The 26,215-nt window shown below is 67.7% G+C and carries 25 protein-coding genes; 11 read left to right on the forward strand and 14 right to left on the reverse strand.

What is annotated here, in order from left to right; all coding sequences use genetic code 11:
* The first annotated feature begins 51 nt into the window (after positions 1 to 51).
* A complete protein-coding gene (locus ACFW6D_RS08360) occupies positions 52 to 1,239 on the forward strand; it encodes an exonuclease SbcCD subunit D (protein ID WP_379326061.1) in 1,188 nt (395 codons plus the stop codon).
* A gap of 106 nt (positions 1,240 to 1,345) precedes the next feature.
* Positions 1,346 to 5,248: an AAA family ATPase gene (locus tag ACFW6D_RS08365; protein ID WP_379326063.1), complete on the forward strand. Its 3,903-nt coding sequence runs from the start codon at positions 1,346 to 1,348 to the stop codon at positions 5,246 to 5,248.
* A 76-nt stretch (positions 5,249 to 5,324) separates the two neighbouring features.
* Here the strand turns inward: ACFW6D_RS08365 and ACFW6D_RS08370 are convergent, their stop codons facing one another.
* The 7 genes from ACFW6D_RS08370 to ACFW6D_RS08400 form a co-directional block, all read right to left on the reverse strand.
* Positions 5,325 to 5,993 (reverse strand): YitT family protein, encoded by a 669-nt coding sequence (locus ACFW6D_RS08370; protein ID WP_379326065.1) that lies wholly within the window; start codon positions 5,991 to 5,993, stop codon positions 5,325 to 5,327.
* A 131-nt stretch (positions 5,994 to 6,124) separates the two neighbouring features.
* Entirely contained in the window at positions 6,125 to 6,637 is a 513-nt protein-coding gene (locus ACFW6D_RS08375) for a methylated-DNA--[protein]-cysteine S-methyltransferase (protein ID WP_379326067.1), read from the reverse strand.
* Complete coding sequence (locus ACFW6D_RS08380) at positions 6,630 to 8,252, reverse strand: DNA-3-methyladenine glycosylase 2 family protein (RefSeq protein WP_379326069.1); 1,623 nt, start codon at positions 8,250 to 8,252, stop codon at positions 6,630 to 6,632. The genes ACFW6D_RS08375 and ACFW6D_RS08380 overlap by 8 nt, the downstream gene beginning before the upstream one ends.
* 88 nt (positions 8,253 to 8,340) lie before the next feature.
* Positions 8,341 to 8,523, reverse strand: coding sequence for a YbdD/YjiX family protein (locus ACFW6D_RS08385; RefSeq protein WP_379326295.1), 183 nt, complete (start codon positions 8,521 to 8,523; stop codon positions 8,341 to 8,343).
* Between the two features lie 149 nt (positions 8,524 to 8,672).
* Positions 8,673 to 10,925 (reverse strand): carbon starvation CstA family protein, encoded by a 2,253-nt coding sequence (locus ACFW6D_RS08390; RefSeq protein WP_379326071.1) that lies wholly within the window; start codon positions 10,923 to 10,925, stop codon positions 8,673 to 8,675.
* 117 nt (positions 10,926 to 11,042) lie between these two features.
* Positions 11,043 to 11,447 (reverse strand): VOC family protein, encoded by a 405-nt coding sequence (locus tag ACFW6D_RS08395; RefSeq protein ID WP_379326073.1) that lies wholly within the window; start codon positions 11,445 to 11,447, stop codon positions 11,043 to 11,045.
* Positions 11,448 to 11,451: 4 nt separating this feature from the next.
* Positions 11,452 to 12,294, reverse strand: coding sequence for a helix-turn-helix domain-containing protein (locus tag ACFW6D_RS08400; protein ID WP_379326075.1), 843 nt, complete (start codon positions 12,292 to 12,294; stop codon positions 11,452 to 11,454).
* A 348-nt stretch (positions 12,295 to 12,642) separates the two neighbouring features.
* Here ACFW6D_RS08400 and ACFW6D_RS08405 point away from each other — a divergent pair, with 348 nt between their 5' ends.
* The 3 genes from ACFW6D_RS08405 (at position 12,643) to ACFW6D_RS08415 (ending at position 15,722) form a co-directional block, all read left to right on the forward strand.
* Positions 12,643 to 13,560, forward strand: coding sequence for a zinc-binding alcohol dehydrogenase family protein (locus ACFW6D_RS08405; RefSeq protein ID WP_379326077.1), 918 nt, complete (start codon positions 12,643 to 12,645; stop codon positions 13,558 to 13,560).
* Positions 13,561 to 13,700: 140 nt separating this feature from the next.
* Positions 13,701 to 14,780: a redox-regulated ATPase YchF gene (ychF, locus tag ACFW6D_RS08410; protein ID WP_379326079.1), complete on the forward strand. Its 1,080-nt coding sequence runs from the start codon at positions 13,701 to 13,703 to the stop codon at positions 14,778 to 14,780.
* Positions 14,781 to 14,813: 33 nt separating this feature from the next.
* The gene (locus ACFW6D_RS08415) at positions 14,814 to 15,722 is read left to right on the forward strand and encodes a DMT family transporter (protein ID WP_379326081.1); all 909 of its coding nucleotides are present in this window, start codon (positions 14,814 to 14,816) and stop codon (positions 15,720 to 15,722) included.
* A gap of 102 nt (positions 15,723 to 15,824) precedes the next feature.
* Here ACFW6D_RS08415 and ACFW6D_RS08420 read toward each other — a convergent pair whose 3' ends face one another.
* Positions 15,825 to 16,292, reverse strand: a complete 468-nt coding sequence (locus tag ACFW6D_RS08420) for a hypothetical protein (RefSeq protein WP_379326083.1) — start codon at positions 16,290 to 16,292, stop codon at positions 15,825 to 15,827.
* Between the two features lie 221 nt (positions 16,293 to 16,513).
* Complete coding sequence (locus ACFW6D_RS08425; RefSeq protein WP_379326085.1) at positions 16,514 to 17,116, reverse strand: class I SAM-dependent methyltransferase; 603 nt, start codon at positions 17,114 to 17,116, stop codon at positions 16,514 to 16,516.
* Between the two features lie 121 nt (positions 17,117 to 17,237).
* Between ACFW6D_RS08425 and ACFW6D_RS08430 the strand changes: the two genes are divergently transcribed.
* On the forward strand, positions 17,238 to 18,158 hold the full coding sequence (locus tag ACFW6D_RS08430) for a DoxX family protein (protein ID WP_379326087.1): 921 nt from the start codon (positions 17,238 to 17,240) through the stop codon (positions 18,156 to 18,158).
* Positions 18,159 to 18,356: 198 nt separating this feature from the next.
* The gene (locus tag ACFW6D_RS08435) at positions 18,357 to 18,629 is read left to right on the forward strand and encodes a hypothetical protein (RefSeq protein WP_379326089.1); all 273 of its coding nucleotides are present in this window, start codon (positions 18,357 to 18,359) and stop codon (positions 18,627 to 18,629) included.
* Here the strand turns inward: ACFW6D_RS08435 and ACFW6D_RS08440 are convergent.
* Together ACFW6D_RS08440 and ACFW6D_RS08445 are read right to left on the reverse strand one after the other, a co-directional pair.
* Positions 18,626 to 18,949, reverse strand: a complete 324-nt coding sequence (locus ACFW6D_RS08440) for a hypothetical protein (RefSeq protein WP_379326090.1) — start codon at positions 18,947 to 18,949, stop codon at positions 18,626 to 18,628. The genes ACFW6D_RS08435 and ACFW6D_RS08440 overlap by 4 nt on opposite strands.
* Positions 18,950 to 18,968: 19 nt before the next feature.
* Entirely contained in the window at positions 18,969 to 19,454 is a 486-nt protein-coding gene (locus tag ACFW6D_RS08445) for a MarR family winged helix-turn-helix transcriptional regulator (RefSeq protein ID WP_379326092.1), read from the reverse strand.
* A gap of 74 nt (positions 19,455 to 19,528) precedes the next feature.
* Between ACFW6D_RS08445 and ACFW6D_RS08450 the strand changes: the two genes are divergently transcribed.
* Positions 19,529 to 20,953, forward strand: coding sequence for an MFS transporter (locus ACFW6D_RS08450; RefSeq protein ID WP_379326094.1), 1,425 nt, complete (start codon positions 19,529 to 19,531; stop codon positions 20,951 to 20,953).
* Here the strand turns inward: ACFW6D_RS08450 and ACFW6D_RS08455 are convergent.
* The gene (locus ACFW6D_RS08455) at positions 20,941 to 21,690 is read right to left on the reverse strand and encodes a helix-turn-helix domain-containing protein (RefSeq protein ID WP_379326096.1); all 750 of its coding nucleotides are present in this window, start codon (positions 21,688 to 21,690) and stop codon (positions 20,941 to 20,943) included. The genes ACFW6D_RS08450 and ACFW6D_RS08455 overlap by 13 nt on opposite strands.
* Before the next feature lie 396 nt (positions 21,691 to 22,086).
* Here ACFW6D_RS08455 and ACFW6D_RS08460 point away from each other — a divergent pair, with 396 nt between their 5' ends.
* The 3 genes from ACFW6D_RS08460 to ACFW6D_RS08470 all read left to right on the forward strand — a co-directional run bounded on the left by ACFW6D_RS08460 (position 22,087) and on the right by ACFW6D_RS08470 (position 24,876).
* On the forward strand, positions 22,087 to 22,671 hold the full coding sequence (locus ACFW6D_RS08460; RefSeq protein ID WP_379326098.1) for a CHAP domain-containing protein: 585 nt from the start codon (positions 22,087 to 22,089) through the stop codon (positions 22,669 to 22,671).
* 188 nt (positions 22,672 to 22,859) lie between these two features.
* Positions 22,860 to 24,008, forward strand: a complete 1,149-nt coding sequence (locus tag ACFW6D_RS08465) for a hypothetical protein (protein ID WP_379326100.1) — start codon at positions 22,860 to 22,862, stop codon at positions 24,006 to 24,008.
* Positions 24,009 to 24,165: 157 nt separating this feature from the next.
* Complete coding sequence (locus ACFW6D_RS08470) at positions 24,166 to 24,876, forward strand: DUF1906 domain-containing protein (RefSeq protein ID WP_379326102.1); 711 nt, start codon at positions 24,166 to 24,168, stop codon at positions 24,874 to 24,876.
* A 1-nt stretch (position 24,877) separates the two neighbouring features.
* Here ACFW6D_RS08470 and ACFW6D_RS08475 read toward each other — a convergent pair whose 3' ends face one another.
* The gene (locus ACFW6D_RS08475; RefSeq protein WP_379326104.1) at positions 24,878 to 25,237 is read right to left on the reverse strand and encodes a hypothetical protein; all 360 of its coding nucleotides are present in this window, start codon (positions 25,235 to 25,237) and stop codon (positions 24,878 to 24,880) included.
* A gap of 174 nt (positions 25,238 to 25,411) precedes the next feature.
* On the reverse strand, positions 25,412 to 26,188 hold the full coding sequence (locus ACFW6D_RS08480) for a hypothetical protein (RefSeq protein WP_379326106.1): 777 nt from the start codon (positions 26,186 to 26,188) through the stop codon (positions 25,412 to 25,414).
* Positions 26,189 to 26,215 lie beyond the last annotated feature (27 nt).

The raw sequence follows: 26,215 nt of genomic DNA on the forward strand, positions 1-26,215 counted from the left end.
GTGTGGTGCGTCGATTGAATTCTGTCGGTGGTCTGCCCTACGGTTCGCGACATGCGGATCCTGCACACCTCCGACTGGCACATCGGGCGCACCTTTCACGGTGTCGACCTGCTGGCCGATCAGGCGCGCGTGCTCGCGGCGATCGCGGAGCTGGTCGCGCGCGAATCCGTCGACGTGGTGGTGGTGCCCGGCGACATCTACGACCGCTCCATCCCCAACGCCGATGCCATCGGGGTCTGCAATCGCGGCTTCGAGGCGATCCGGGCCGCGGGCGCGACGATCATCGCCACCTCGGGCAATCACGATTCGCCCGCCCGGCTCGGTGCCGGGGCCAGTTTCGCCGCGGCCGGTGGCTTGCACCTGTGCACGAGGGTCGCCGATGCAGGTCGGCCGATCGTGCTGTCCGATACCGACGGTGAAGTGGCCTTCTATGGCATCCCATATCTGGAACCAGAGATCACCCGCACCGAACTAGGTGTGCCGCAGGCGCATTCGCATGCCGAAATCCTCGATGCGGCGATGGAGCGGATTCGCGCCGATATCGCGGGCAGATCCGGGGCGCGCACGGTGGTGCTGGCGCACGCGTTCGTGATCGGCGGCGAGGCGACGGGTTCGGAACGGTCCATCTCGGTGGGCGGGGTGGAAACGGTGCCGATGCAGGCCTTCGACGGCATCGATTACGTGGCACTCGGACACCTGCATTCGCCGCAGACCTTGTCGGAGTCGGTGCGCTACAGCGGATCTCCGCTGCCGTATTCGTTCGGGGAGAGCTCGCATCGCAAGGCGGTGTGGATCGTTGATCTCGAGGCCTCCGGCCTGTCGGCGGTGCAGCGCCACGATCTGCCGCTGGTGCGCGGGCTCAGCAGACTCACCGGCACTCTCGAATCACTGCTCGCCGACACCGAATACGCTGCGGCCGAGGAACATTACGTCTCGGCCACGCTCACCGACACCACCCGTCCGGTGGACCCGATGCGTAAGTTGCGCGGGCGGTTCCCGCACGCGGTGCACGTGGAATGGGCACGGCCGGAGGGCAATCCGGAGCTGCACTACCGCGAGCGGGTGCACGGTCGGCGCGATGCGGAGGTCGCGGCGAGCTTCCTGACCGACGTGCGTGGCACACCGAGCAAGGGGGAGATGGCGTGGGTGGAGCGGGCGCTTGCCGCGGCAGTACGCGAAAACGACTCGGTATCAGCCGAATCCAGCCCGGAGCCGACAGTGTCGAAGTTGACTGCGTGATACCCCTGATGACGATTGCGACGGGCGTCCCCGTTCTTCGTGTCCGACAGGGTGATTCGCGGCGCGGGGCCGCTGCGCGTGCAGTGGCGCCTCTCGGCGGTGTCGCGTGAGGCTGCATCGGCTCGAACTCACCGCGTTCGGTCCTTTCGCCGAGACCACCGTCGTCGACTTCGACGCACTCGGCGCCGACGGGCTGTTCCTGCTGCACGGCCACACCGGCGCGGGCAAGACGACCATCCTCGACGCCATCGCCTTCGCCCTCTACGGCAAGGTGCCAGGTGCGCGCGGTGAGAGCAAGCGCCTGCATTCCGATCATGCGGATCCCCAGACGCCGCCGAGCGTCGTGCTGGAGGCCACGCTCGGTGGTCGCCTCCTGCGCCTCACCCGCTCGCCCGAATACGAGCGCCCGAAGAAGAACGGCACCGGCACCCGGCTGCTGCAACCCCAGGCCACCCTCACCTGGCTCGATGGCAGCGGCGAGAATCTCTCGCGCATCACCGATATCGGCGACGAGGTGCTGCGTCTGCTCGGCATGAGCGCCGACCAGTTCTTCCAGGTGGTGCTGCTCCCGCAGGGCGATTTCGCCAAGTTCCTGCGCGCCGAGAACGAAGACCGCGAGAAGCTGCTCGAAAAGCTCTTCGACACCCAACGGTTCGGTACCGCCGAGCAGTGGCTGTCCGACCGTCGCCGCACGGCCGCCGCCGATCTGGAATCCCGTAAACAGGGCATAGACCGCCTGATCACCAAAGTCGGCATGGCCGGTGGCTACGGCGGCGCGGAATCGGTCGGCGTGCTCGACGCGGTGAGTTGGTCCCAGGAACTCCTGGCCACCGCACGGACCGAGCTGGCCGAGGCGACAACGAATGCCGAACTGCGCCAGAAGGAGTCGGCCGAAGCCCGCACCGAAGCCGAGGAACAACGCCGCATCACCGACCTGCACGCCCGCATGGCGGCGGCCCGCGCCGAACTGGCTACGTACACCGAATCAGCGCCCCGCCGCACCGAACTCGAACGCGAACTCGCTCAAGCCCGTCGCGCCGAACCTGTCGTCCAAGCCATCGACGAAGCCCGCTCCGCGGTCCGCGCCCTGCGTCGCGCGCAGAGCGCTACCCGCAGCGCCGCTGCCGAACTCGCTGATCAACTGCTGGCACCGGCGGCCGCCGACATCACAGGTGTCGACCTGCTGGCCGTGGTGACGAACGAGCCGATCGACCCGAGTGGTGGGAGCCCGGACGGCGCAGGCACCGGTCACGACAGGCTCGACCAGCACCTTGGTAAGCCGGGCGGCGAAGCGGTATCCGGGAGCGGTCACGGCAGGCTCGAGCAGCATCTCGGTAAGCCGGGTAGCGAAGCCGAATCCGGTGTCGGCCGTGAACCGAACTCTGGCGGTGACGGGTCGGGGCGTCGCTCGTCGTCGAGCGCAGGCGTTGTGGATGTTCGAGGTGATCTCGATGCGGCTGTCAGTCAGTGGAATTCGCTGCTCGGGGTGCTCGGGGAGGTGCGGGCCGACGCGGTAACCGCGCGTCGGCTCGCCGACGAACTCGCCGCTCACGAGAGTGAATCCGCACGGCTCACCCAGCGGTCGGCCGAACTGGGTAAGCGACGGCTCGAACTGCCGACAGCGATCGCCTCCGTGCAGGAACAGTTGCGCGAGGCCACTGATGCGGCCGCCGCGCTGCCCGGGATTCGCAACGAGCTGAGCAAGTGGCAGGACTCTGCCGCCGCTGCGGTCGAAATAGCCCGGCAGCGACCGGCTTTGGACAAGGCGCAGGCCGAATTCGATGCCGCGCGCCGCATCCACCTCGATGCCAGGGAACGCGTGCTAGACCTGCGTGCCCGCCGTCTCGCGGGCATGGCCGCCGAACTCGCGGGCGCGCTGACCGACGGCGCACCGTGCACGGTCTGCGGTTCCGCCGACCACCCCGAACCGGCGCAGCCCACCGATGACGCGGTGTCCAAGGACGCCGAGGACACCGCGCACGCCGCCGAACAAGCCGCCGAGGCCGCACGGGACCGGATCGCCGACCGCATCAGCGTCATCGAACGCGAGATCGAAGCGCTGACCGCCCGCGGCGGCGACGCCGACCCCGTCACCCTCGCCGACGCCGTCCGCACCGCCACCCACCGCTTCGACGACACCGCCGAAGCCGCCGAGCGCACCCCCGCCCTGACCACCCGCCTCGCGGCCCTTCGCACCGAGGAAACCGCCCTCCACGACCAGTCCCGCGACCTCGATGCCCGCCTCGCCACCGTCACCACCACTATCACCACCACCGGCGCCCGCCTCGACGAACTCACCACCCGCCTGCGCACCGCCGCAGGCGCCGACACCACCGTCGAGGCCCGCACCACCCGCCTCGAATCCCTCATCACCGCCGCCACCACCCTCCGCACCGCCCGCACCGACGAATCCGCCACCCACGACGCCGTCCACACCATCGCCACCCGCGTAGAAAACCTCTCCCGCACAGCAGGTTTCGTCCCCGCAGGCTATGAGGTCCCCGACACGACGACCTCCGCACACGACGGACCATCGGCTGGCGTGGGTGAGGACACCGACGCCGCGACGGCTGATGCCGCGACCGCTGACGCCGGGACCGCTGATGCCGCGACGGCTGATGCCGCGACGGCTGATGCCGGGACCGCTGATGCCGCGACCGCTGATGCCGGGACCGCTGATGCCGCGACGGCTGATGCCGGGACCGCTGACGCCGGGACCGCTGATGCCGCGACTGCTGCCGCCGGGACGTCTGACGCCGCGACCGCTGCCGCCAGGACCGCCGGTGTCGGGATCGCTGACGCCGGGACCGCAGGTATCGGGATCGCTGACCCTGGGACCGCTGACGCTGGGACAACTGACGCTGGGACCGCCGACGCCGCGACCGCGGGTGCCGGGACGACCAGCGGCGCGACTGGTCCCGCGGCTTCCGCTGACGCCACGACCGCAACGGCATGTGTCGAGCCGTCCAATGGCACGGCCGCGCGTGAGGGGCGTCCGCGCACAGTTCGGGCCGAGCCTGAAATGCCTAGTCTGTTCGACCTTTTCGATGAGGATCCCACTGGCGAGGAACCTGTCGAGGAGGATCCCGCCGACGAAGTCCCTGCGGCCGAGCCTGCAGCGCCTCGTGACGACATCGCACTGCTGACCGCCTACGCCCGGGTCGTCACCACCGTCGCGCGGACCGCGCAGCAGCAGGCCGCGATCGAGGCCGAACTCACCGCCGCTGACCGGGCTCGTGCGCATTCCGAGGCGGTGCTCGCCGAACCGCAGATCCGGGCCGTCGCCGAGCAGATCCCGGGTGATCTCAATGCGCTCGAGCAACGCTTCGTCGAAGCTCAGCGCGCGCTCACTGCGGCGGTGGCTACCCAGTCGGCGGCCGCTGAGCGGGTCGGCCAGCTCGAACAACTGGGTACGCAATTGTGGGGCGAGGTCGAGCGGATCGCGCCCAAGCAGCGTGATTTCGACGAGTTGGCGGGGCTGGCGGAAGTGGTCGCGGGGCGTGGGGAGAACAACCGGCGAATGTCGTTGCGGTCCTATGTGCTTGCCGCTCGGCTCGAAGAAGTCGCCGTCGCGGGGTCGTTGCGGTTGCGCCGAATGTCGGGCGGCCGTTACGAATTCGTCCACTCGGACAAGGCGGGCCCGCGCGGCAGACGCGGTGGCCTCGGCATCGACGTCCGTGACGACTACACCGGTGCCATCCGCTCCGCGAAAACCCTCTCCGGCGGCGAAACCTTCATGGCCTCATTGTCTTTGGCCCTCGGCCTCGCCGATGTGGTCGCCGCCGAAACCGGCGGACTGGTCCTGGACACCCTGTTCATCGACGAAGGCTTCGGCAGCCTCGACGCCGATACCCTCGATGCCGTCATGGGAGTCCTCGACGAGCTCCGGGCCGGTGGGCGGGTGGTCGGCGTCGTCAGCCACGTCGACGAGATGCGCCAACGCATCCCCAGCCGCCTCCACGTCCTGCGCGGCCGCACGGGCTCCCACCTCGAGGCCACGGTCGCGTAGCCGGAAGGCGCGCGGGATCGGTCAGCGGCGGACCGGCGTAATCACGCAACCGGGCTTCCTGGAATCAGTTTTCTGATTATTTCTGAGCCGTTTGCGTGATTTCGCCGGATGTCGGCCGAGTATCGACGTCCGGTTGCCCGGATCCGACGTGGAGGGGCGTGAACCCGGGCAGCTTTCCGTCGACGAGCGGGATCATCAGCTGGACCAGCGGCCCGATCCCGAACGCGTAGACCAGCGTGCCGACCCCGACGCTGCCACCGAGCAACCATCCGGTGGTCAGCACCGTGACCTCGATACCGGTACGAACCGACCAGATCGGCCAGCCGGTCCGTGCGACCAGTCCAGTCATCAGTCCATCACGCGGCCCCGGACCCATGCCCGCACCGATGTAGAGCACCGTCGCCGCGGCATTCACCACCACGGCCCCGCCCATCGCCAGCACGCGCAGCCACAGGCCGTCCACCGCGGGGATCAACCACAACCCCACATCGACCGCGATCGCGATCACCACCACATTGCTGATGGTTCCGAGCCCCGGTCGCTGACGTAGCGGAATCCACGCGAGCAGCACGGCGATCCCGGTCAGCGCGGTCACCACGCCGAAACTCAACGGCACATGCGAGGCAACCCCCTGGTGGAACACATCCCACGGATCGAGCCCGAGGCCCGCACGGATCATCACCGCCATGGAGGTGCCGTACAACCACAAACCGACATACAGCGCGACCAGGCGACGAGTGAGCATAGGTAACAGAGTCCGGCCTACTGGACCTGAAAAAAAGAGCCAATCAGTTATCACTGGCCTGATTGCAGGCTCAGGCGCTGCGAGTCGCACTCCTCGACCGTCGAACCTGAAGGCTGCGGTCCGCAGCGCGGTCACCCCTCGTGCGTGAGCAACCAGGCCTTGGCCTCGAGTCCCCAGCGGAACCCGCCGAGCGCCCCGCCGATCCGCAGCACACGATGGCACGGCACGAACAACGCCGCGGAGTTACGCGCGCAGGCGTTGGCCGCCGCTCGCGTGGCCGCCGGACGTCCGGACAGTCCGGCGAACTCGGTGTAGGTCACCGGCTCGCCGGCAGGCACCTTGCGCAGTACTTCCCACGCGTGGACCAGGAATTCACCCGACTGCTGCCGCACGGGAATCGCATCGATCGCGGTCAGGTCGCCCGCGTGATAGTCGACGACCGCTTTGGTGACCGCGCCGAGCGAATCCCGTTGCCGCAGTTCGGTCGGGCGCAAAGTGGCATGGATCAGGCCGGTCAGCGTGGACGCGTCACCGGTCCAGCCGGAAGCGAGCACGGCGCCGTCGGTGTCGACGATGGTGGTGAACGGGCCGATCGGGGTGTCGACGGTGGCGACATCGGCGAGACGAAGAGTGCTGTCAGACATGAGTTTTCGCTTTCTGGCTAGAAGGTTCGAGCGCGCCACGATGTTCGAGCGCGGTTTTCCACAGGTGCATGGACAGGTAGGAGCGCCAGGGTGCCCAGCGGGCGGTCGTGCCGAGATCGATGTCCGCCAGCGCCGCACCCTGGCGAACCACCAGGTCGGTGTCGAGCAGGATGTCGGGATCGGCCAGCGATCGCATGATGACGTAATCGGCCGTCCACGGCCCGACACCGTCCAGCGCGAGTAGGTCGCGCCGCAGGTCAGCGGTGGTGCGGCCGGAGTGCAGCACCAGCTCGCCGTCGGCGATCGCGCGGGCGGCGGCCACGATGGCGCTCACCCGGCGCGCGGGTCCGGTCAACACCTCGGCACCGTGTTCGGCGATCGCCTCAGCAGTCGGAAACAGTCGCGGCACCGGCCCGTCGATCGGCTCGCCGAGCGCATCGACCAGCCGCGCGATATGCGTTCCCGCCGCCCGCACCGAGATCTGTTGCCCGATCATGGTGCACAGCAACAACTCCGATCCATTGACGCAGCCAGGCACTCGAATCCCCGGCGTGAATCGCGCGGCCGCGTTCGCAACCCCCGTGGCGTCCGATTTTTCCGCGGCATCACGCGAGCCCGCGATGCCGGGCGTCCGGCGGCCACCGGGGACGCCGTCACTCGCTGTGTCAACGCCGCCGTGATCTGCGGCGCCGCCCGCCCGGCCGATGCCGAGGGCCGCATCGATCCCCATCGGATCGGCGTCCAGGTCGAGCAGATGCCGCACCCGTGCCACGGTCGGCGCCAGATCGCGCATATCCCGCAACGCCAACTCGGCCCGCACATGCCCCGGCTGAAACGACAACCGAACGGTCGCGTGCCCGTGCGGAGTGCGCAGGCTGCGCGTGTAGACGCCGTCCTCCCACAGTTCCGTCCCCGCCACCGCGTGTGCGGAGAGGAACCAGCTCAGCCAGCCGGTATCGAGCGGTTCGCGATACGGCAGCCGCAGCGTGAGCAGACCGGGCGTGCCGGGCGCGACAACATCGACGCGCGGCGATCGCCGTATCTCGGTCCGCATCGTGCTCGGGCTGACCGCGAACACCTCGCGCACAGTGTCGTTGAACTGCCGAATGCTGGCGAACCCCGCCGCGAACGCGATGTCCGACATCGGCATGTCGGTCGTCTGGATGAGCAGCCGCGCGGTGTGCGCACGGTGCGCCCTGGCCAGGGCAAGGGGCCCGGCCCCGAGTTCGGTGGTGAGCACCCGCGTGAGCTGACGCTGTGAATAGCCCAAGGTGGCGGCCAACTCGGGCACCCCACCGCGCTCGATCACCCCGTCGCCGATCAGCCGCATGGCCCGCGCGGCCAGATCGGCCCGCACATTCCACAGCGGCGAACCGGGCGCGGCATCGGGCAGACACCGTCGGCAGGCGCGATAACCGGCCTGCTGCGCAGCCGCGGCGGTGGGCAGGAATGACACGTTGGCCCGCTTGGGCGTGATAGCCGGGCACGACGGGCGGCAGTAGATGCCGGTCGTGCGGACCGCGGTGAAGAACTGCCCGTCGAAGCGGGAGTCGCGGGTGGAGACCGCCCGGTAGCAGCCCTCGAAGTCCAAAGCAGTGATGGTCACGAGTTCCACAATGGCACCCACCCGGACCGGGTGCTAGCGGAAATCGGCCACCTATCCCGGGCCGCCGTCGCCGGACATGGTGTCGGCCCGCCGGGTGTCAGCAGCAGCGGTTGGTTGGATTCCGTTCGGCCTCGGCATAACGCTCGCGCCAGTAGTCGCGTACGGAGGGCACCGGGGCATCCGGGTGATTGCGGCGCAGGTGGTCGACGTAACGCTGGTAGTCCTGGCCGCCGTTGATCGCGCTGTACCAGTGGGCGACGCCGCGCGCCCCCGTCCACACTCGACCGAGGACCGCTCGCACGCGAGGGCCCACGGGAACAGCCGAGTTCGCGGGGGCTGTCGTTTCGCTCGGCGCTGCGTGGTCGACCCTCACCGCAGGGTCGCGGACGGCCGATCCCTCGAACCGGCCGTCCGCTTTCCTGACCACACTCAAGAGACGTGCGCCGATCCGGGCGCGCTCACCTTGCCCTCGGCGATCAGCACATCCCATTCCTTCTGCACGTCCTTCTCCGCCGCCGTGGCGACAAAACCGCTGGGGGAGAAGATCTTCGACGGCTGCTCCTCGGATTCGGAGCTGGTCACCGTGCCCGTGCGAATCGCCTTCACACACACCAGCACACCGACGACGGTGACGATCAGCACCAGCACCGCGAACACGATCGAGAGCGTGCCCTGGATGAAGGTGTTGCGGATCGCGATGTCGACCTGCTCGGGCGTCTTGGCCGTCAGGCAGGCCTTGCCCGCGTCCTTGGCGGCCTGGCACAGGCTGTGCTGCTTCCAGTAGCCGAGTTTGGGATCGTCGGAGAAGATCTTCTGCCACGATGCGGTCATCGTGACGATCAGGTCCCAGGCCAGCGGAATGCCGGGAATCCACGCCCACTTCCACTGCCCGCGTTTGACGATGATGACGAGCACCACGGTCAGCGCGATCGCGGCGAGCAGTTGATTGGCGATGCCGAACAGCGGATACAGCGCGTTGATGCCACCGAACGGATCGTTGACGCCCATCAGCAGCACGCCACCCCAGCCCGCGACCACGATGAGCGAGCACAGCCACGCGCCGACCCGCCAGGACGGATCGCGGAACTTCTTGAACCCGCCGCCGAAGTTGCCGAGCGCGTCGGAGACCAGGAAGCGCGCGACCCGGGTGCCCGCGTCGATGGTGGTGAGGATGAACAGCGCTTCGAACATGATCGCGAAGTGGTACCAGAACGCCTTCATCGACGAGCCGCCGAGGAAGTTGGAGAAGACCTCGGAGATGCCGACGGCCAGCGTCGGGGCGCCACCGGTGCGCGAGACGATGGAATTCTCACCCACATCCGAGGCCGCGTCGGCGAACAGTTCCGGCGTCGCGGGCGGGCCGGACAGGCCGAGCGAGTTCGTGAACTTCGCGGCGCCTTCCGGCGTCCCACCCGTGAGGCCCGCCGAGGCGTTCATGCCGAAGTACAGGTGCTGGTCGATGATCGAGGCGGTGATGATCGCCATCACCGCGACGAACGACTCCATCAGCATGCCGCCGTAGCCGATCATGCGGGCGTTGGATTCCTTGGCCAGCAGTTTCGGCGTGGTGCCCGAGGAGACCAGCGCGTGGAAACCCGAGAGCGCACCGCAGGCGATGGTGATGAACAGGAACGGGAACAGACTGCCCGCGAACGCCGGACCCGCGCCGGTGTGCGCGAATTCCGAGACCGCGGGGGCCTTCAGCACCGGCATCGTGATCAGGATGCCGACGGCAAGCAGCACGATCGTGCCGACCTTCATGAACGTCGACAGGTAGTCGCGCGGGGCGAGCAGCAGCCACACCGGCAGCACCGAGGCGACGAAACCGTAGGCGATCAGCGCCCAGGCGATGGTGGTGCGCGAGAGCGTGAACCAGTCCGCGCCCCATTCGGTTTCGGACACCCAACCGCCGCCGATGATCGCGGCCAGCAGCAACACGATGCCGATCGCCGACACCTCGCCGACCGCGCCCGGGCGCAGATACCGCAGGTAAACACCCATGAACAGTGCGATCGGGACGGTCATCGCGATGGAGAACACGCCCCACGGGCTCTCGCCGAGCGCGTTCACCACGACCAGTGCCAGCACCGCGAGCAGGATCGTCATGATCACCAGAATCGCCACGATCGCGGCGACACCACCGACCACACCGAGTTCGTCGCGCGCCATCTGGCCGAGGCTGCGACCGCGTCGACGGGTCGAGGCCCACAGCACCAGGTAGTCCTGCACCGCACCGGCGAACACCACGCCGACGATGATCCAGATCGTGCCCGGCAGGTAACCCATCTGCGCGGCCAGCACCGGCCCGACCAGTGGACCGGCGCCCGCGATGGCGGCGAAGTGGTGCCCGTAGAGCACCCGCCGGTCCATCGGCATGAAATCCTTGCCGTTGTCATAGATTTCGGCGGGCGTGGCCACGTCGTCGCGCGGCTTGGTGATCTTCCACTCGATGAACCGCGCGTAGAAGCGGTAGGCGATGATGTAGGTACAGACCGCCGCGATCACGATCCACACCGCGTTCACGGACTCGCCGCGCACGAACGCGATGATCGTCCACGCGATGGCGCCGAGCACGGCGATCCCCGCGAACACAGCCTTTTTGGCGGGCGTGATCGGCGTGCGATCGACGACACCGACCGGAGGCAAGTCCGGATCGGTCCGCAGATATTCGATGGTCGCCATTGACTCAACTCTCCTGTACAACGCGCAGAGCCTCGGGTGAAGCAATCGACAACGTAGCCGATCGCCGAACTGCGACGGAGAGGTTCGCACACCATCGTGCGCAAGTTGAAATTTTGTTCAGGCGCCGCGGTAAGTGCCGAAGCTCCAGAGGTTGCCTTCGGGGTCGGCGGCGCTGAAACCGCGGGATCCGTAGCCCTCGTCACGTAGTTCGCGGATGATCGTCGCGCCTGCGGCCACGGCGCGGGTGTGGAGGGCGTCGGGGTCGTCGGTGACCAGATACAGGTTGGCGACGCCCGGTGGGCGGGTACCGAACGGGCTGTCGTTGCGTCCGGTGGAGCCGAACATGATGCCGCCGCCGCCCGGCCAGCGCAGTTCGCCGTGTTCGACGATGCTGTCGTCGTTTTCCCTGGCGTAGACCGCGGTCGCTTCGAAACCGAAGGCGGTGGTGAGGAATTCGATCATGGCGCGGGCGTCGTCGAAGGCGAGGCAGGGCCAGATGCCGGTGCTGGTTGCTGTGTCCATGTATTCAGCCTCGCGCTTCGTCGGCGTTCGGGTCTTGGACGGATGGAATCTCCTCGGCGAGCCAAGCGGTGGGCGCCACGCCTGCCAGTTCGGCGAAGTCGCGGTTCAGGTGGGCCTGGTCGTAGTAGCCGCAGGTGTTCGCGATCTGGGCGATGGAGATATAGGAGGGGGTGCTTGTCAGCATGCGCTTGGCTCGCTCGAATCGGATGATCCGCGCGGCCAGTTTCGGGCTTGCGCCGAATTCGGCGGTGAACTTGCGGGTGAGGTGCTGACGGGTCCAGCCGATTCGGTCGGCGAGCGGGTTGATCGGGCAGGTGCCGCCGGTTCTGACGAGAGCGTGCCAGGCCCAGGTCAATTCGGGTCCGGCGAGGGTTTCGGTTCGTGCTGCGGCGATCAGGGCCCGATCACATGCGGTGAATCTGCTCGGCCAATCCTGTTGTGCATGAACGGCATCGGCGAGTTGATCGCCCAGAGTGCTTTGCGCTTGGGAACATTCGATCGAGATGTCCCACAGTTCGCTCGCGGGCATCCCGAACAGCACCCGACAACCCAGCGGGGTCAGCTCGATGGCCACGCCTTCCTGAAAACCGTTGTGCGCGATCATCGCCGGACTCGCCTGCAGGCCGCTCAGGACGCAGCGATAGTTGGCGGGGGCCTGGTGCGGATCGGTCTGCTCGACGACATCTATGGTCGGGCCGACGGCGACGATGAACGTCATGTGCCGTGACGGCAGGCCGCGGTGCAAGCCGGGCTCGAAACCCGCCATGCGATAGCCCACGTACCGGTCGATGAACGCTGCCAGCATCGGCGCGGGCGCCGCTGTCACCACCTCGGTGGTCGCCTCCATTCGTGCAACGCTACGCCGAGAACGCCGGTGGCGACCAGGTCATCCGCGCGATCTTCGCGGGCGAACTCGCTACGAGCGCGCCCACAAGTCGACGAGTACCGGAAGTCGGCACCGAGATTGCGCGACGCACGCCGAAGGCCGCCGCGGCACGCGCTTGCCGACCCGCCCGGCCGGGGTGTGGCATTGCCCACGCGTCTTCGTCTCCGAGGAAGGGTAATCCGTATCGGAAGGTGCTCTCCGCAACGCGGGGGGCGCGGTGAGATTTCGCACTCACGGGTCTTCGGTCTGTGGAAACGCGAGGTCAGCCGGTTAATCTTGCGCCTTCGCTCAACTTATGTAGGAGGTGTCATGCGGCGGGTTCAGTACGAGCGCGGCAGTGGTTCGGAGGCGCTCGAAGTCGTCGCGGCCGAGGTGCCGGTGGCCGGTGCGGGTGAGCTGCTGGTGCGGGTCGAGGCGATCGGGGTCACCCTGTCGGCGATCCGCCGGATCAGCGGCGATGCCGAGCAGGTGCGTGCGGAAGTGGCCGGTGAGGTCGTCGCGGTCGGTGACGGGGTCGACGGTTACAGCGCCGGATATCGCGTCGTCGGGTTGTGTACCGCTGATGCCTACGCCGAGTATGTAGTCCTCGCGGTCGACCAGGTCTCGGCCATCCCCGACGGCGCTTCGGCTGTCGACGCCGTCGCCCTGATGCGCAGTGGCCTCGTCGCGCTCGGTGCACTCGACACCGCCGCCCCGCGTGAAGGTGAAACCGCGCTGGTCACCGCCGCCGCGGGTGGTGTCGGGCACCTCGCGGTGCAGCTGGCCCGGGTGCGTGGCGCGAGCTGGGTGGTCGGTGCGGTCTCCGACGAGTCCAAGATCGATTTCGTGCGCGAACTCGGCGCCGACGAGGTGTTCACCTACGACCAGCTGCACTGCGGCAAGCAGGCCGACTACGCCCTCGACGGCGTCGGCGGCACCGGTCTCGGTGGCACTCTCTCGGGTCTCGCCGAAGGTGGTCGCGCGGTCACCTACGGCACCGGCGGCGGCCTCATCGACACCGAAGATCTCCTGGCGGGCGGCAAATCCCTCACCGGTTTCCGCATCGGCCGTCTCGCCCAGCGCGACCCCGCCCGCTACGAGGACCTGCGCCAGGAAGTCTGGCAGTACTACGCCTCCGGCCTACTGCACCCGGTCGTGCACGCCGAGTTCGCCCTCGACGACGCCGCAGCCGCCCACGCAGTCATCGAGCAACGCGCCAACCTGGGCAAAGTAGTCCTGGTCCCCTGAACATTGGACAATTGATCACCATGTACTCACGCGAGTATCGCCCGAGAGCGAGCCTGCACCAGAGCATGGTGATCAATTGGCCAGTTCGGGCGCCGGGCGCCGAGTGTGGTGCGGTGAGTGCCGCGTAGACTTCTCTTCTCGTGAGCCTTACCCTCGGAATCGTCGGCCTGCCCAACGTCGGAAAGTCGACGCTGTTCAACGCGCTGACCAAGAACGACGTGCTGGCCGCGAACTACCCCTTCGCGACCATCGAGCCCAATGTCGGCGTGGTCCCGCTGCCCGACCCGCGCCTGAACAAGCTCGCCGAGATCTTCGGTTCCGAGAAGATCGTGCCCGCCGTGGTGTCGTTCGTCGACATCGCAGGCATCGTGAAGGGCGCCTCCGAGGGTGCGGGCCTTGGCAACAAGTTCCTCGCCAACATCCGTGAGGCCGACGCCATTTGTCAGGTCGTGCGCGTGTTCGCCGACGACGACGTGATCCACGTCGACGGCCGGGTCGACGCCGCCGCCGACATCGAGGTCATCGAAACCGAGCTCATCCTCGCCGACCTGCAGACCCTCGAGAAGGCCATCCCGCGCCTCGAGAAGGAAGCGCGCGTCAAGAAGGACCGCAAGCCCCTGCTCGACGCCGCGAAGGTCGCCGAGGGTTTCCTCAACGAGGGCACCACGCTGTTCGCCGCGGGCAAGAAGATCGACGCCGACCTGCTGCGTGAGCTCTCCCTGCTCACCATCAAGCCGTTCCTCTACGTCTTCAACGCCGACGAATCCGTCCTCACCGACGAGGCCAAGATCGCCGAGCTGAAGGCCTCCGTCGCCCCCGCCGACGCCGTCTTCCTCGACGCCAAGGTCGAAGCCGAGCTCCTCGAACTCGACGACGAATCAGCCATGGAGCTGCTGGAATCCATCGGCCAGACCGAACCCGGCCTGCACGGCCTCGCCCGCGCCGGTTTCCACACCCTCGGCCTGCAGACCTACCTCACCGCAGGCCCCAAGGAATCTCGAGCCTGGACCATCCACCAGGGCGACACCGCCCCCAAGGCCGCCGGCGTCATCCACACCGACTTCGAACGTGGCTTCATCAAGGTAGAACTCGTCGCTTTCGATGATCTGGTCGAAGCAGGGTCCATGGCCGCTGCCAAGGCCGCGGGCAAGGTCCGCATGGAGGGCAAGGAATACGTCATGCACGACGGCGACGTCTGCGACTTCCGCTTCAACGTGTAATTCGTTGCGCCTGAGGACAATCGAGGGTGCTCCATGATCGGCGAACGTAGCGCCCCTGGGATCCCGCCGTGGTCGATGGCGGTCGCGGCGATGCTCGCCGTGCAGCTCTCCAGCGCCCTCTCGGTCCCGGTGATCGAGCAGGTCGGCGCAGCAGGGACCGCCTGGCTGCGCATGTGCTTCGGGGTGATGTTCCTCTGGATGATCGCCCGCCCGGCGATCCGATCTCTTCGTCGCAAGGATCTCCCGGCGCTGCTCGCGCTCGGCGTGGTGACGGGGTTCATGACGACCTTCTTCCTTTCCGCCGTCGATCGCATCCCGCTCGGCACCGCGGTCGCGATCGAGTTCCTCGGCCCGCTGACCGTGGCGGGGCTGATGAGCAAGCGCCGCAAGGCGCTCGTGTGGCCGCTGGTCGCCTTCGTCGGCGTCGTCCTGCTCACCGAGCCCTGGCGCGGGCACATCGATCTCGCCGGCGTCGGATTCGCCTTGGCCGCGGGTGCGTGCTGGGGGCTGTACAACGTACTCACCCAACACGTCGGCGACCGGTTCTCCGGCATCAGCGGGCTCTCGCTCACGATCCCGATCGCTGCGCTGGCCACGCTGCCGGTCGGGCTACCGCAGGTCATCGGCGGTGATCTCACCTGGTGGGTGCTGCCCGCGGCCGCCGGGATCGCGCTGATCACCCCGGTGATCGCGTTCGCGCTCGAGATGCTCGCCCTGCGGCGGATGACCCACACCGCGTTCGGCACGCTGCTTGCCATCGAGCCCGCCTTCGGCCTCCTCATCGGGTTGCTCGTGCTCGCGCAGACGCCCACGTTCTTCCAACTGCTCGGCATCGCCATCGTGATCGTGGCCGGCGGTGCCGCACAGCGCGGCGGCGCTCGAACAACGGCCGCCATCACCACCACCGACCTGCCGGCTTCAGCGACGAAGCAGACCCTGTGACCGCCAGGACATGCGTGTCGTCGTGAGTTCGGTGACGCTGGTCGAAGCCCGGGACCCCGAGACGAGTCAGGCGCGCTACGACTACACGGTGTCCCGGGTGAATCAGCCCACGCCGCCGCCGGGCGGGATCATCGGGGCGTCCTTGACCGCGAACTTGACCCTTGTGCTGCCCTGCCAGGCGCCGACGGTTGCTTGGCCGTCGGGTTTCAGGATGGTGCAGTAGACGTCGCCGTGGGCGGTGCTGCCCGGAGGGGCAGGCGCCTGGAACGAGTCGCTGATCAGTCGGCCTTGGTGATTGGGCGAGCCGCCGACGGCGGTGTAGTCGAACTCGCGGTATGTGCCGGTGGTGTTGACGCTGTTCTCGACGACCATGTCGCAGGCCGCGGTGCTGCCTGCGGGAATGTAGACCCGCCAACTCAGAGTCACCATCCCCGCAGCTGGGCTGACGATGGCTCCGTCTACCCCGTTGGTCGCGTTCGCCGCGGGCGCGGTGGTTGCGACAACGGCGGCCAGACCTGCGACGATCAGCGTCGTCGCAGTGATCTTCTTGACGGTGGGCGGCTTCGGCATCGGTGCTCCTATGGTCGTTGGGTTGTCCTGAAGACAATTCAACGAGATAGGGGCATGCCGAGCCACGAACCCGAGGGGTGGTCGGCTATCCCTCAGGGGTGGTAGTTCGCCACCTCGGGTGTGACCAACGAACCCTCATCTGACCAGGCATGATCCATGAGCCGACGCCCACAGGAACTCCCCGAGGGATCCCGTCATCGCTCGGCGGGGGCAACGATCGGTTACGCCGACTTGGCGACGGCGAGGGCGGAACTGGGGCGGACTTCGCCTGATGCGGGGTGGTGGAGGTGGGCCAGTTCGGTGAAGCCGAGGTCGGTGAGGAGGTCGGTGAGGGTGGTGGTGGGCCAGCGGTAGGCGGTGGTCACCTTGTGGGGGAATGGGTCGACTGTGTCGGGGGACTCGAAGTAGCCGATTACCAGGCGGCCACCGGGCGTCAAGGCGCGGTGGAATTCCGTCAGGACGGCGGGGAGTTCGGTGGGGGTGAGGTGGATGAGGGAGAACCAGGCGAGGATGGCGGGGACGGAGGCGGTGGGGGCGTCGAGAGTGCGCAGGGAGCCGAGTTCGAAGGGGATGCCGGGGTAGGTGCTTCGGGCGTGGGTGATGAACTCGGGGACCATATCGATGCCGGTGGCGGGGATGCCCGCTTCGGTGAGGAATTTGGTGAAGTGGCCGGGGCCGCAGCCGAGGTCGAGGACGGGGCCGGGGGACAGGTGGGTGACGGCGAAGGTGGTGTCTTCGGGATCGAGGAAATCGAGGTGGCCGCAAACCTCGATGTAGCGGGTGTGGAGGGCGGAATAGGCGGCTTGAACGGTGTCGTCGGGCACCCAGCCGACACTAGCCACTGGGCAGGGCATGCCCCGTTTCGTCCATCGTTTGTCATTGCAAGACCCGGGTAGTCGAATGTAGGGAGCCGTTTTCCCAGTCGTAGACACGAAGGGATCGACGATGCCGATCAAGCCTGTTCGACGCATTGCTCGCGCGCTGCTGGGGACCACTTTCGTGGCCGCCGGGGTGAACGGGTTGATGAATCAGAAGCCACGTGCCGCCGCCGCTGACGCGCTCGCCGAGAAGGGCAGGAGCGGCCTGCCCGACGCGCTGGCTGCGCGGGTGCCCGACGATCCGAGTCAGTTCGTGCGCGTCAACTCCGCGGCGCAGGTGGTCGGTGGGTTGTTGCTGGCGAGTGGGCGGGCGCCACGGCCTGCCGCGGTGCTGCTGGCCGCGACGGTGGTGCCGGGGACCGTGACCGAGCAGGACTTCTGGGCCGAGAACGATCCGGATCGTAAGGCCGCGAAGCGGGTGGGATTCCTGAAGGACCTCGGACTGCTCGGCGGACTGATGATCGCGGCGGCCGATACCGAGGGCAAGCCGTCGCTGGGATGGCGGGCGCGCAGGGCGTTCCGGCGTGAGGAGCCCCGCATCGCGGCCGAAGGCGCTGCCATCGCGGCCGCGGCCAAGGTGCGTGGCGCGCAGCTCGCCGATGTCGCCCACGAGCAGGGCGAGCACCTGGCCGAGATCGCCCGGGAACGTGGGCCGCAGCTGGCCGACGCGCTGCGCACGCGCAGTGCCCACCTGGTGGAGGTGGCCAAGGATCGTGGCCCCGAGGTGGCCGAAGCGGTTCGGACCCGAGGTGCGCACTTGGTGGAGGTGGCCAAGGATCGCGGTCCAGAGGTGGCCGAGTCGGCCCGCACCCGCGGTGCCCAGATTGCCGAAGTCGCCAAGGAAAAGGGGCCTGAGCTGGCCGAAGCCGCGCGCGAGCGAGGCACGTATCTGGTTGATACGGCCCGCGAACGCGGCGCGGAATTGGCGGCGGCGGCACGGGAACACGAGGAAGCCGCCGCGCCGGCCCGTAGGTGGTCGCGGCGATAGAAATCTGGATGCCCCGACAATCGTGGTCTGGCCACCCCAGTTGATTGTGGCGCACCATAGATCCGGGGCCGGACACACCGACGGACTCACCGCGTAAACCGAACATCGGGGTCAATCCCGGCGAAATAGGTTTGGCGGTGAGTTCTGGTGTGAATACTGGGCATTCGCAATGCATTTCGACAGAGTGGGATCTATCTGATGTTTTCCGGTCGTGAAACGCGCAAGCCTGCCGCCGTTCGAGTCGCAGTGGTGGGAGCGGCGGTGATGATCGGACTGCTCGGATCGACGGGTTCGGCTGCGGCACTTCCCGGCTCGGGTTCGGCCAGCGGGTCCGCGGATCTGGCGTCCGGCTCGGCATCGGGTTCGGCCGCGGCGTCCGGCCCGGCCGCCACCTACTACATGTGGCAGACATCGCAGCTCATCCACAACACCCTGCGCGTGCTGCTGTCGATTCCGATGCGCAACGGCTAATTCCAGGCCTTGTCCCAGCGCTCGGCGGCCCAGTCGCGGACTTCGCCGCTGACCAGAATCGCGGGCAGCAGTAGTGCGAAGCCGATCAGCAGGATCGCCAGCCGCACCCACACGCTGAGTTCGCCGAGGGCGCGCAGCAGCGCGGGCAGAATGCACACCGCGGCGAGCACGACGAGAACGATCGCCGCGACTTTGTGTTCGGGCCCGGCGATCAGCGCGGCGCAGGTGCCGAAGCACAGGCCGAGGACGAGTCCGCCGACACCGACGAAATAGTTGTCCCAGGAAAGCCAGCTCGGGCGGGTAGACCGGTGAGTGACCACGCCGCGCAGCTTAACGCGATCAGCTGTCGCTGCGCGGCGGTCTCGGCCACGGATTTTCCTCGAGCTGTTCGACCGACCGGTTGAATTTACGCATCAGCCTGCTGAGCTCGGCGACATCGTCGGCGGGCCAGTCGGCCACCACCTTGCCGATGTCGCTGCTGCGGTGGCGCCGGTCCGCCGCGAGGGCGGCCGAGCCGTCGGTGGTGGCCTTGATCTTGCGCGCGACGCCGCCGTCGGGATCGGGAACCCGTTGCACGAGTTCCTGTTTCAGCATCGCTCCGACCTGGCGGTTGATGGTGGAGATGTCGAGCTGGAACGCCTCCGACAGCTCGCGCAGGCTCAGTGGTTCGCCGAGGTCGAGCCGGGTGAGGATGAGGAACGCCGATCGGTCGAGCAGGAAGCCGGGTCGCCTGCGGGTAGTCGTGGGGAAGTGCCGCGCGATCAGGTTCAGCTCGAACACCAGGCGAGTGAACGGGGTGTCGTCGGCGGCGCCGGAATCGGACATGTGCCAACTATGTCGTGTGGGTCACCGCTGACACAAATTGTGCAGTATGCACATGCTGTGTAGCGTGCACATTTGTGTCTGTTACCGACGCCGACGTGTCGCCGGCTCCTCCCGAAATCCGTCGCCCGTCGTCGGCCGTACTCATCGCGGTGCTCAGCACGGTCGGCATCGTGGTCTCGCTCATGCAGACGCTGGTGGTCCCGCTCATTCCGTCGCTGCCCGGACTGCTGAACACCTCGGCGTCCAACGCCTCCTGGGTGATCACCGCGACCCTGCTGGCCGGCGCGGTCTCGACACCGATCGCCGGAAGACTGGGCGACATGTTCGGCAAGCGGCGAATTCTCGTCACCGATCTCGGTTTCATGATCGTCGGTTCGGTGGTCTGCGCGACCGCGAATTCACTGCTGCCCGAAGTGATCGGCCGCTCGCTGCAGGGCATCGCAGTGGGAGCGATCCCGCTGGGGATCAGCATCATGCGCGACGAACTCCCGCCCGCGAAGGTGGGCGGCGCGATAGCGGTGATGAGCGCGACCCTCGGTGTCGGCGGTGCCATCGGCATGCCGTTCTCGGCGCTGATCGCGCAGAACGCGAACTGGCACATGCTGTTCTGGACCGCGGGCGCGATGGGCTTGCTGTGTGCGGTGCTGGTGGTCGTGTTCGTGCCGGAGTCGCCGGTGCGTACGCCGTCGCGCTTCGATTTCGGCGGCGCGATCGGGCTGACGATCGCCCTGCTCGCGCTGCTGATCGGCATCACCAAGGGCGCCGACTGGGGCTGGACGAGTGGTTCGATCCTCGCGCTGTTCGGAATGTCGCTGCTGAGTTTCCTCGGCTGGGGCGCCTATGAACTGCGCCGATCCGCGCCACTGGTCGACCTGCGCGTATCGGCGCGCCCGCGCGTGCTGTTCACGAATATGGCCTCGATCGCGGTCGGCTTCGCGCTCTACGGCATGACGCTCACGTTCCCGCAGCTGCTCATGGCCCCCGAACAGACCGGATACGGATTCGGGCTGTCGATGGTAGTGGCCGGGTCGGCGATGGCGCCGACCGGTCTGGTGATGATGATGCTGTCGCCGGTGTCGGCGCGGTTGTCGGCGAAGAAGGGGCCGAAGTTCACGCTGATGCTCGGCTCGGCCGTGATCGCGATCGGCTACCTGTGCGCGGTGCTGATGATGGATACCGTCTGGCAGATCATGCTGTCGTCGATGATCGTCGCGGGCGGTGTCGGTCTGGCGTACGCGGCCATGCCCGCGCTGATCATGGGCGCGGTGCCGTTGAGCGAGACCGGTGCCGCCAACGGCCTCAACTCGCTGATGCGTTCCATCGGCACCTCGACCTCGGCGGCGGTGATGGGCGTCGTCCTCGCGCACATGACCATGCAGCTCGGCCCGCACCTGGTGCCGACCCGTTCGGCGTTCCACACCGCGTTCTTCATCGCGATGGCGGGCGCGGTCGCGGCGATCGTGCTCACCGCCTGCGTCCCGATGCGTCAGCGCGACTGACCCTCGTCGGGCACCGGGCAGAACACGACAAGGGCCCATTCGCGGCGAGGAATCATCGATTCGAGGGCCTGCATGGTCATCGTGGCGACCGCACCCGAGTCCGGCTCGCGGATCCGCTGCACCGGGCGGTCGAGGTGGGTCGGTGCGATGGGCTCGGTGGTCCAGAACTCGGTCCATTCCGGCGCTTTCGAGCAGGCCGCGACGAGTTCGTCGATGCGCTTCTGCGGTACGACCCCGGGGCTCATCACCCGAAAACCGTAGACGCACAGGTGAACCTGGAGGTGCCAGTCGATCATCGCGATGCGCGCTCGCGGATCGAGCAACATCCACTCGAGCAGAGTCGTGCCGGGAACCAGGCCGGGGAAGTAGTGAGTCCACGCCGCGTTCGTTGCCAGGATGTCGAAGGTCGAATAGCCCTGCAGGCTGGCGGGATAGGGGATCGCGTCGAGCAGGATGCGATCGGTGTCGAGCACGTCGATGTTCGGTTCGGGCGCTGAGCTGTCGTAGCGATCCGAGAGCGAGAGGGCCACGAGATGGTCGCGGAACAGGTCGGGCACTTCCAGCGCTTCGAACAGTGCGGTGAGCGCCTCCAATGTCGGTGTGCGCGTGCCCTGTTCGATCTTCTGGATGAGTCCGGCGGAGATGCCCGCGATGGTGCTGAGAGCAGCACGGGTCAGCCCGGCCGATTCACGGCGTTCGCGCAGGTAGCGCGCGATCGGCGGATGCGGGTGTTCCACGCAGTGACTCTCTTTCGAAGGGGTGGGACAAATTGGGACAGTTGTCTAGCTTGACCGAGGGTAAAGGGTTCGCAAAGATCATGGCAGCCGGGCGGGAGATCGCACGGCCGCCCGCCCGCTGTGCCAGGTCGATTGTCGGACTTTGTGCTGGTCGGGCCAGTGTGTTCCGGAGCGGAAAGTGTTCGACACCACCTCTGCGCTGACGACTGTCGCCGGAGGGGACGGCGTGCGCAGTTCTTGCGCGCGCCGAGAGCGACGAGCCGTGCTGAAACCCGGGTGGCGCAGGGGTCCATCCGGTGGTCGCCGGCGTCCGCTTCGGAAAACACGCGTGAGCGGGAACCGAATACCCTCGCGATTCGTCCAATAGGTCAGAAGGACGAACGAGAGTGGGGGGCGATGACGCAGATTCGAACCGAACGGCCCGGACGACGCACGTCCTGGATCATCGGAATCTCCGGCCTGTTGGCCGCGGCGACCGTGGTAGCGGTCGGGCTGGTGTGGTGGCAGCACGATTGGGGCGACCAGTTCCCCGCGCTCGACAGCGAACAACTCGACGAACAGCAGATCGTGCTGGTCGACGTGCTGCGCCGCGAGTTCGAGCAACCGGGCGAGGGCACCAAGTACGCCGAGGGTGTGCGCGAAGCCTGGTGCGCCGATTTCGTCAGTTGGACGATGCGCGAGGCGGGCAGGCCGCTGGCCAACCCGAACTCCGGTTCCTGGCGCATCCCCGGCGTGTACACGCTGCAGGAGTACTACCAGCGGGTCGGCCGATTCACCCGCGCCGATGTCGGTTACCGCCCACGTGCCGGTGACGTGGTGCTCTACGGTCCCGACAGTCCGCTCGGCCAACACACCAACATCGTGCTGAAAGCCGAGGGCGACACGATCACCACCATCGGCGGCAACGAGATGGGCACGGTCCGGGTGCGCACCATCACCCCGGCCGAAACCGCCGATCTGGTCGGTTACGGGCGATTCTGAAATCGATTGTCGCTCAAGACAACTGCGGCGATCCTGGACGGCGGTACCACGCTGATGCCCGTACCATGGAGGTCGCGGCGCCCGGCAGCGCCGTCGCCGACTCCTCCGTCCTGCTTCCCCCTCATCGGCAGGACGGGGGAGTTGTGCCACCGGTAGCGGGTTCGCCGACGTCACGTACCGTGTTCGATGTGCGTGTGAAGGTGGACGAAATGCCACGTCGTGACCCGATGGGGATCGAGTACGCCGATTTCGGCGAACGGTTCGTCACCTACGCGGTGACCGAGGAGCGCATCACGGCCGCGGTGTCGGGGATGACCGGGCGTGGCGTGAAGATCGGGCCGTTCTCGCTGGGTCCCGCCGGACTGGCCGGTTTCGTGGCAGAGGGCACGCTGGGGACCCCCGTGGTCACCCGCACGCCCGGTGACGCGTTGAGCTTCGGCGTGCGCATCCCACTGACTCTCGCCGTGAACCTGGTTCTCGGCGGCAAGAAACTGCGCCTGGCCGCCGTGGTGGAGATCGGGCTCACCCTGCACGCCCGCACCGCCGCTCCGCTGCTGGTCATCATCGATGTCGCCTCCGTGACGGCCAAGGACGTCAGCTTCACGCTGCGCGCCGAGGCCATCGACACCGCGTGGGAGATGCTGCTCGACCCGATCGCGGGCCTGGTGCAACGCGAGGTCGCCAACCGGGTCAACGCCATCGTCGGTGATCCGAAGATCCGCTCGGAGCGGGTCTTCGACATCGAGGCGATCCTCGACGGCTACCCCTCACCGCATCGCAACGACACCGTCTTCGACTGGATCGACTACCGCGAATTCGGGCTGCGCTTCTTCACCACCATCGTCACCAGGGACCGCGTGCACGGCGTGGTCGGCCAGATGGCGGGCAGCGAGATCGAGATCGGCCCGCTGGCCGAGGGTCCGCGGGGCGCCGCGACGGTGACCGTCCGCGGCGCGATCGAGCAGCCGAGGGTGATCGATCGCGGCCTCGGTGCGCCCGGTGACCTGCGGATCTTCGATATGACGGTGCCGGTGGGGCTCGATATCACCGTCGACGTGCTCAAGGCCAACCACTACCGCGCCGACCTGGAGATCCCGCTGGTTCTCACGGCACGGGCCGCCGAGCCGTTGCAGATCGTGATCGAGGTGCCGCCGCCCGCCCTCGCGGACATCTCGATGGAATTCAAGGCCAAGGGCCTGCGCGCGGCCACCCTGGCCCGGCTGGCCGGGATCAAGAAGCAGATCGTCGCGCAGGTTGTCGCGGCGGTCAGTGCCGAGCTGGCCGATCCGACCGGCCGCACGATCGATGTGGGCGCGGCGATCGACGGCGCCACCTGATCCCTGTGACTCGTGGGGCGAATGTTGCCGATGGTTCTGGCGGTTCCCCTGGTGTTGTGGTGCAATGAAGCGCACGTTCTAGACTCCCGGCGCGCGTTTCTCACCGAAGGCGCGTCGGGTTCGCTTGCCGGTGAAGGTTGCGCGAAGGAGTCCTGCGATGCGTTCTGTTCCGGTGTCCCGGCGGAAGTTCTTCGGCTTCGCCGCCGCCGCGGCCACGATCGGTGCCGGCCTCGCCGCCACCCCTGCCCGCGCCCAATCCTTCGGCACCATGGTCGACTACGCCGCCGGAGTTCCCTCCGCCGCGTCGATCGCGGCCGAAGGGCACATCGGCGTCATCCGCTACGTCTCCGAGCGCAGGCCGGGCGCGGAGTGGATGGAAGGGAAACCGCTGCTCGCCGCCGAGGTCGAAGATCTGTGGGCGCACGGCCTGTCGATCGTGTCGAACTATCAGTTCGGCAAGGGCCCGACGGCCGACTGGCGCGGCGGCCTCGAAGCAGGCAAGCAGCACGCCGAGCGCGGCTGGGCCATCCACGCCGCCGCGGGCGGACCCGACACCGCGCCGATCTACGCCTCCATCGACGACAACCCCTCCGACGAAGAGTTCGACGAGATGATCGCGCCCTACATCGAGGGCTGGCAGTCGGTCCTCGGCCCCGACCTCGTCGGTATCTACGCCAACGCGCCGACCATCGACCGCGCCCTCGACGCAGGCCTGGGTTCCTGGTTCTGGCAACACAATTGGGGCACCGAGCGCGGCTTCGTGCACGACTCCGCGCACCTGCACCAATTCGAGATCGACAAGCGCGCGATCGACGGCATCGGCGTCGACCTGAACCGGGTACTGGTCGAGGATTACGGCCAGTGGTGAGCTAGGTCTGGCAGTGGCAGGTCGCTCCGCAGCGAATATCGTCTTCGTCGTCGGGCATCACGCACAGCGGTGTCCTGGTGTCGGGTGCGGAATGGTCCCCGCGCCACGACATCAGCGACCACCGCGACAGCCCCGACAGCGCCGACCCGATACTGGCGAACGACAGCGACGAGAGCCCCGACCCGAACGACCCGATCGACCCGATGGACAGCACCGACCCGACACTCCCGATCGACAGCACCGAATACGCCGACCCGATCGACAGAATCGACCCCTCGGATCGATACGACAATATGGACCGCTGCGACCGCCGACTCCGAATCGACCGAACGTTCCGGGATGAATCGCGCTTGGTCGCCATGCATCCCGGTCTACCACATCGCACAGCCGGAAACCTCTGCGCGAGACAGATCAACGCACGAACATAGGTAACTCACCGGGCACGGGCTGACCCCGCCACGACGATGGTCTGGCCGCCAACGCAAACCTCCCCGCACCCAGGTCTGGCCTGAAGGTTCGGGGAGGCGGGGGGCTCTCAGACTGTGAAGAAGCCCAGGGTCGGCATGAACGTGCAGGTGCGCGGTGCGGCGCCCTCGGCGGCGGTGGTGAGCGAACCCGAGATCACCGCGACCACACGGCCGTGGCCGGTGTTCGCGACGGCCGACAGGGTGGCCGGACCGCCGGGGTTGATCTTGGCCTCGTCGGTGAGCGTCTGGATCGCGGACTGGCGGGTGTCGAGGTTGAGCCACTGCACCGTCATCGGCGGGTTCTGCGTGCCGGTCGGCGCCTTGGTGCCGAGCGCGGTGAACACGAAACCGGCCTGACCGGCGGCGGGGCCGGGCGGGGGCAGCTGCGCCGGACCGGCGACCGCGAGCGCGGTGCCGACCGAATCGGCGCCGTCACCGATGCAGCCCTTGCCGATGGTCGGGTACAGGAACTGCGCGATGGCCGGGCCGTCCTGCGGGAGTTCGGGACCGCCACCGCCGCTGCCGTCGAGGAAGGTGATGATCCGCTCGAGGGTCGACTTGATCGCGGGCGGCAGATTCATGGTGGCCAGCAGGGCGCGCGCCTGATCGAGCAGGGCGGTCTGCGGGCTGGCGACATCGGCCGGGCCAGCGACCAGACCGGCGACGGCGGGGGCGAAGGCGGCCAGCGCGTCGACCGGGACGCCTTCGGGCACCATCGGGACGCTGATCGGTGCCGCCTGCGGGGCGGGCGCTGGTGCGGCAATCGATGCAGGCGCGGCGAGCATGGCGCCTGCCGCGATGGCGAGAGCGGTCGTTGCGATCCGCGAACCTCGGCTACGAAGCACTTGTCTAGCCGTCCTTACCTCGATGGT

The sequence above is a fragment of the Nocardia sp. NPDC058705 genome (assembly GCF_042749305.1).
Lineage (GTDB): Bacteria > Actinomycetota > Actinomycetes > Mycobacteriales > Mycobacteriaceae > Nocardia.